Source organism: uncultured Campylobacter sp. (genome assembly GCF_937890585.1).
Lineage (GTDB): Bacteria > Campylobacterota > Campylobacteria > Campylobacterales > Campylobacteraceae > Campylobacter_A.
Genome location: NZ_CALACG010000270.1, coordinates 1 through 6,179 on the forward strand (window position 1 = coordinate 1; position 6,179 = coordinate 6,179).

Consider the following 6,179-nt stretch of genomic DNA (forward strand, 5'->3'; position numbering starts at 1 on the left):
ATTTAGGGCTTAGCCCTGATTACAGCGTGCAAGATAGCTTGCAATATCTGGCGTGGAAAAAATTTGTAAAAGAGGCGAGCAAGGATAAAAAGCTTCTTAGCGAGCTCGCACTTATGATGATCATCTCAAGCCAAAAAGAGGCTAGCTTTTCGCAGACTTTGGCGAAATTTTATGAGAGCTTTGGCGGCGAGCTAAAAGATAGTGGCGCAAGCTATCCAGATGATAGCAAGGTAAGGGCGGCGCAAAAGGCGTTAAATGAGCATATAGCCTTACAAAATGGCGCTAGCGATACGGCTAAAAAGACATTTGGCGAGCAGAATTTATTTGAGCTATTTAAGAGTAAGGTTTTTGCTAGGCAAAGCCTAGACTACCGCACTTTTAGCAAAATTTACACCCCAGAGCTTGATAGGCTTTTTTGTGAGCTAAAAGAGGGAGCGAAAAACTACATTTTAGAGGTCGAAAAGTATAGGCTAAGTGGCTTTAGCAAGCTATTAAAGCTTTATAAGGCGTCAAATTTAGAGCTAAACAAGGAGATAAATGCGCTAAGTTTTGCTGATATAAACAAGCTGGTTTTTAAGCTTTTGGTGCAAAGCTTAGACAAAGAAGCGCTTTATTTTAGGCTTGATGGCAGGATAAATCACCTCTTAGTTGATGAGTTTCAAGATACAAACGTGATCCAGTATGAGATCATCTTGCCGCTCATCGCTGAAATAGTCTCTGGATACGGACAAAACGGGCTTGGAAGCTTCTTTTACGTCGGCGATACAAAGCAGAGCATCTATAAATTTAGAGGTGGCAAAAAGGAGCTTTTTGACAAGCTTGGAGATGATTTTAGCCAGATAGATATAGAAAATTTACCAAGTAACTACCGCAGTTTAAAGGCTTTGGTGAAATTTAATAACGCCATTTTTGAAGAAATTTATCATAGATATGGGCTTAGTTTTGAGCCGCAAGAGCCAGCCAAAAAAGATGAGGCGCTAAGCTACGAGGTAAGCGGCGAGTGTGCATACTTTGAAGTAGAAAAAGACGACTACGGCTACTTGCGTGTGCTAAGTGATGAAGATATCGCAGGTGCGGTCGTTTCGCAAGCAAGTGAGCTTTTAAAAGCTGGCGTAAATGCAAGCGAGATAACCGTGCTTTGCTGGAAAAATAGCGACATTAGTCTCATCTCAGAAGTGCTTAGCAGCGCAGGGATAAAAAGCGTCAATGAAGGCACTTTGGAGCTAAAAAGAACGCCACTTGTTGCAGCGATCATCGAGTATGCGAAATTTTGCCTATTTAAAGAAGAAATTTATGAGAAAAATGTAAAAGCGCTAGTAAATGCAAGCGTCAAAAAACTAAGCATAAAACCAGAAGAGAGCGCTACAAATAGCCTTTTTTACCTAGCTAAAAATTTAGGCATAAGTATGGCAGACGTTGATATCTTGAGGTTGTTTGAGCTAAGCGCGGGGTATAAAAATTTAAGTGATTTTATATTTAACCTTGAAAACTTTAGCTCTAAAATCAGTCCAAAAAGTAGCGACGGCGTGAGAGTGATGACCGTGCATAAGTCAAAGGGCCTTGAATTTGACCACGTCATCGTTTGCGATATGATGGGCAGGGGCAGGGGAGATGACTCGAGCTTTATCACGGAATACAGCGAAAATGGCGAGTGGATCGTAAAGAGTAAAATTTCAGGTAGAGAAAATTTTGATAGCGACTACGCAAGCGTTTTGGAGCAGATGAAAGAGCTTGAAAAACAAGAAAATATCAATAAAATTTACGTCGCATTCACAAGGGCAACAAAGTCGCTCATCATCATCAAACAAGCCGTCCCAAGCGGAAATAGCCCAAGCTTTTTTTCATTTTACACAAGAAGCGACAAGAGCGAAGCAAACGACTATCTTGATCTAAAAGAGTTTAGCTTTGGCAAAATTTTGCCTAGTAAAACTGAGCAAAAAGAGCTAAAAAAAGATGAAAAAATGCCTGAAATTTTAAAGATAGAGAGGCAAGAGATTGAGACAAAAGAGCAAAAGACGAGCGGGAAAAATTTAAGCGCGATATATTTTGGCCTTGCGTTTCACTATCTGCTTGAGATGAGCGAAAAATTTGATGAAATTTCACTAGAAAAAGCTAAAAATTTGATGCTAAATAAATTTCATAAATTTTTGCCGCTTGAAGCACTTGAAGACGCCTTTTCTAGGGCAAAAATGCTTATAAGTGAGCCAAAATTTATAGAGTGCATAAAGGGCAAAGAAATTTACAAAGAGCAGCCATTTAAAGTAAAAAATGAGCTAAAACAGATGGATCTTTTTTGCTTTAATGATCGTGAAATTTGCGTGATTGATTATAAAACGACAGATAAAAACATAGAAGAGAACAAAAAACAAGTAAAAGAGTATAAAGATGCGCTCGCTAAATTTTATGAAAAACATAGTATAATCGCCGTCATCTTCTATGCACTTGAGAGCAAAATTTCATATATTGAAGTTTAAATGCTACTTAATTTAAGCTTTATCAAAGCATTGTTTAAATACAATCACAACTCAAAAATTAACTTGGCAAAGGTAAGAAAATGACAAAAATAACAAAGCCAAACGAAGTTAAGCGAGACTGGATCGTAGTTGATGCAGCTGGTAGGCGCTTTGGTAGATTGCTAACTGAGGTAGCAACTATACTTCGTGGCAAAAACAAACCATGCTTCACGCCAAACGTAGATTGTGGCGACTATGTTATCATCATAAATGCTTCTAAAGTAGAATTTACTGGTAATAACAAAGCTGAAGATAAACTTTATCACAGACACTCAGGATATTTTGGCAGCGTAAAGAGCGAGAAATTTGGCGATTTGATAGCAAATAAGCCAGAAAAACTTTTCAAGCTAGCTGTTCGTGGCATGCTTCCAAAGACAAAACTTGGAAGAGAGATGATAAAAAAACTAAAAGTTTATGCTGGCAGTGAGCATCCTCATACGGCACAAATAGCTAAAAAAGAAGGAAAATAATTATGGCAAAAGTTTATGCAACTGGTAAAAGAAAAACTGCCGTAGCAAAGGTTTGGATAAAGTCTGGAAGCGGTAAAATCGTAGTAAATGGTATGGATCTTAACACTTGGCTTGGCGGTCATGAGGCTATCAAGCTTAAAGTTATTCAACCACTTTTGGTAACAAAACAAGAGAGTTTAATAGACGTAGTAGCTACAACTTTAGGTGGCGGTTATTCAGCACAAGCTGAGGCTTTAAGGCACGGCATTTCACGTGCTTTAGCTGATATGGATGCTGATTTTAGAGCAGCGCTTAAACCAAAAGGCTTACTAACTAGAGATTCTCGTGTTGTTGAACGTAAGAAATTTGGTAGAAGAAAGGCCAGAAGAAGCCCACAATTCTCTAAACGTTAATGGATTTTGCAAGTGCTTTTTGCTCTTGCAAATTTTAGGTTATGTAAATTTCAAATTTACATTAAAATTTAGTTATAATTTAAAGTTGATTAATCTTTATTTAGGTAAAATTATAGTCAACATTAAAAATCCCTATTGAAAGGAATTCTATTATGAAAAAGATTGCTTTAGCTATGGTTGCCGCAACAGCGGTTTTTGCATCTAATGCAGCATACAACTACGAGATCACTCCAACTATTGGCGGTGTACATCCAGAAGGAAACCTACGCGTAAAAGATCACAACTTCTTTGGCGTTAGAGTAGCTAGAAACCTTGAGAACTTCTTCTTTGATCAAGTTGAGCTTGGTGTTGATTATTCTCAAAAAATTAAAGAGAGAACAGGCGACGTTGTAAGACATGGTAGAGCGCTTAGATATCACGCAAATCTTGTAAAAGATATCGTTGACTTTGGACCAGTTGGCCTATATGGTTTAATTGGTGCTGGTTATGAAGATATACCAAACGCTTTTGTGAAAAATAAAGATGGTGGTTTTGGTCAATATGGTCTTGGTTTAAGATACCAAGTTACTGATAGATTTGCTCTTAAAGCAGAAGCAAGAGATGCTATCAAATTTAATCATGCCGATCACAACCTATTCTACTCACTAGGCTTTGGCATCGGTCTTGACTCAAAAGCAGCTCCAGTTGTAGCAGCAGCTCCAGTAGCAGCAGCTCCAGCTCCAGCTCCAGTTCTTGACGATGATAATGATGGCGTGCCAAATGATATCGATCAATGCCCTAACACTCCAGCTGGTGTAGTTGTTGACGAAAGAGGATGCGAGAAAGTTATCGTTCTTAGAGATCTAGACGTTAACTTTGCATTTGATAGCTACAAAGTTGGACCAAGCTATGCAGCTGAGATCAAAAAAGTAGCTGATTTTATGGGTGAGCACCCAGATTATAAAGTTGTACTTGCTGGACACACTGATAGCGTAGGTGCAGAAGCTTACAACCAAAAATTATCTGAAAAAAGAGCAAAAGCAGTGGCTGAAGTTCTTGCTGGCTACGGCGTTGAGCAATCAAAAATCTCAACAGTTGGCTACGGCGAACTTAAACCAGTTGCTACAAACAAAACAAAAGAAGGTCGCGCTCAAAACAGACGTGTTGAAGCTACTTTCAACAAATAATTTTATAATTTAAAATTACTTCTCTAGGGCTTGGCTTCGGCTAGGCCCTTTTTTATTTCTGCGGAGATCATCATGAAAAAAACCATACTTTTTGACTTAGACGGCACACTTATAGACTCAACTTCTGCTATTTTAAAAGGCTTTGATAGTGCCTTTATAGCTCACGGCAGACAAACGCCAGATCATGACGCTCTAAAGTCTCTAGTTGGATATCCGCTAGAAATAATGTTTGAAAAACTTGGCGCAGATAAAAATTTGCTTGCTGACTACGTAAGAGAGTACAAGGCTTGTTACGAGAAAATTTATCTTGATGAAACGACACTTTTGCCATACGCGATGGAGGCTTTACAAGAGGCTGGTAGCTTTGCTGATGTTGGCGTAGTTACTACAAAAACTTCTAAATTTTCTATCATCTTATTAGAGTATTTGGGTGTTATGAAATTTATAAAAATAGTTGTTGGTAGAGATGACGTGGTAAAACCAAAGCCAGATCCAGAGCCCATAAATTTAGCCCTTAAAAGGCTAGAAAAAGGCAAAGATAATGCTTTTATGGTTGGCGATACTATTATGGATCTAAAGGCTGCAAAGGCTGCTTTGGTGACTGGTGTCGGACTCACATGTGGATACGGACAAAAGGCTGATCTGGAAAAATTCAGCGAACATATATTTTTAACTCCACTTGAGGCAGTACGTTTTATAAAAGAAGTATAAATTTAATTCAAGCGTATAAAAACCTGGCTTGAGTGATTTAAATTTTACGCTTTTTGGTTTAACTTCTCGTTTAGGCAGAGCTCAGGCTCCAAGCGGAAGTGCAAGCACTCCCTGTACTTACCTGAAGTCATTTGTCTGGCTATGCGGACTAAATTTTGGTCTTTCTCTCTGAGCAAAAAAATTAAATTTAAGACCAAGATTTTTGATCTTAAATTTTGTTCTTATTTTAGGCAATTTAATCTCATGCTTTTACTATTTTGGAAATTTGATAGATCAAATTTATTTAAATGACGATCTAAATTTAAACTACGACTTTTGGCACTCTCTATCTTGTTTTGAGCGGAATTGGTATTTGGTATTTTGTAAAGAAAGTACCAGATATTCGAAAAAGAAATCTAATGATAGGACTTTTCGTTGTTAGTATTTTTGTAGTTTCTTTCCAAACTCCAACAGTTACAAAGAAAAGTTCATCTTCTCAATCTAAAACTAAGCAGACTGCGGCATCTACTTCTTCGATAGCTTCAACAAATTCAACAAGAGATACCTCATCTAGTATAGAAGAGGCAAAACGAGTTGAAGAAGAGAGAAAAGCTAAAGAAAAAGCAGAAGAAGAGAGAAAAGCAAAAGAAAAAGCAGAAGAAGAGAGAAAAGCTAGGGAAAAAGCAGAAGAAGAGAAAAGAGCTAAGGAAAAGGCAGCAAATGAGTTGCAAAAAAAAGGTGAAGCTTTAGTGAAACAATTGGAAGAAAGTCAAGATATGAGTCAAGTGAAGTCTGCTAAAGAGATCGTTAATCAGATTGAAAATACTGACAAAAAGACAGAATTGCTTGATAGAATAGCTTCAGTTGAGTCATTCATTTCTCAAAAAGAAGAAGAGGGAAGAATAGCACGTGAAGCTGAAACCAGAGCCAAAGAACAAGCAGAACAGG

6 protein-coding genes are annotated in these 6,179 nt (G+C 37.8%); all 6 read left to right on the forward strand.

From position 1 onward, the window contains the following. A partial coding sequence (locus tag Q0296_RS08115) for a RecB-like helicase (RefSeq protein ID WP_298039153.1) occupies positions 1 to 2,474 on the forward strand: 2,474 nt, incomplete at its 5' end. An 80-nt stretch (positions 2,475 to 2,554) separates the two neighbouring features. Beyond that, entirely contained in the window at positions 2,555 to 2,983 is a 429-nt protein-coding gene (gene rplM, locus Q0296_RS08120) for a 50S ribosomal protein L13 (protein ID WP_298039156.1), read from the forward strand. 2 nt (positions 2,984 to 2,985) lie between these two features. Further along, positions 2,986 to 3,375: a 30S ribosomal protein S9 gene (gene rpsI, locus Q0296_RS08125; protein WP_002939337.1), complete on the forward strand. Its 390-nt coding sequence runs from the start codon at positions 2,986 to 2,988 to the stop codon at positions 3,373 to 3,375. A gap of 152 nt (positions 3,376 to 3,527) precedes the next feature. Continuing rightward, positions 3,528 to 4,541: an OmpA family protein gene (locus tag Q0296_RS08130; RefSeq protein WP_298039159.1), complete on the forward strand. Its 1,014-nt coding sequence runs from the start codon at positions 3,528 to 3,530 to the stop codon at positions 4,539 to 4,541. 72 nt (positions 4,542 to 4,613) lie between these two features. Next, positions 4,614 to 5,252, forward strand: coding sequence for an HAD family hydrolase (locus Q0296_RS08135; protein WP_298039162.1), 639 nt, complete (start codon positions 4,614 to 4,616; stop codon positions 5,250 to 5,252). A 398-nt stretch (positions 5,253 to 5,650) separates the two neighbouring features. Next, on the forward strand, positions 5,651 to 6,179 hold a 529-nt coding region (locus Q0296_RS08140), incomplete at its 3' end, for a hypothetical protein (protein WP_298039165.1).

What these genes read in the sequence shown, in the direction of transcription:
- rplM (WP_298039156.1), top strand. Translation starts at nt 2,555, where the DNA reads ATGACAAAAATAACAAAGCCAAACGAAGTTAAGCGAGACTGGATCGTA.
- rpsI (WP_002939337.1), top strand. Translation starts at nt 2,986, where the DNA reads ATGGCAAAAGTTTATGCAACTGGTAAAAGAAAAACTGCCGTAGCAAAG.
- Q0296_RS08130 (WP_298039159.1), top strand. Translation starts at nt 3,528, where the DNA reads ATGAAAAAGATTGCTTTAGCTATGGTTGCCGCAACAGCGGTTTTTGCA.
- Q0296_RS08135 (WP_298039162.1), top strand. Translation starts at nt 4,614, where the DNA reads ATGAAAAAAACCATACTTTTTGACTTAGACGGCACACTTATAGACTCA.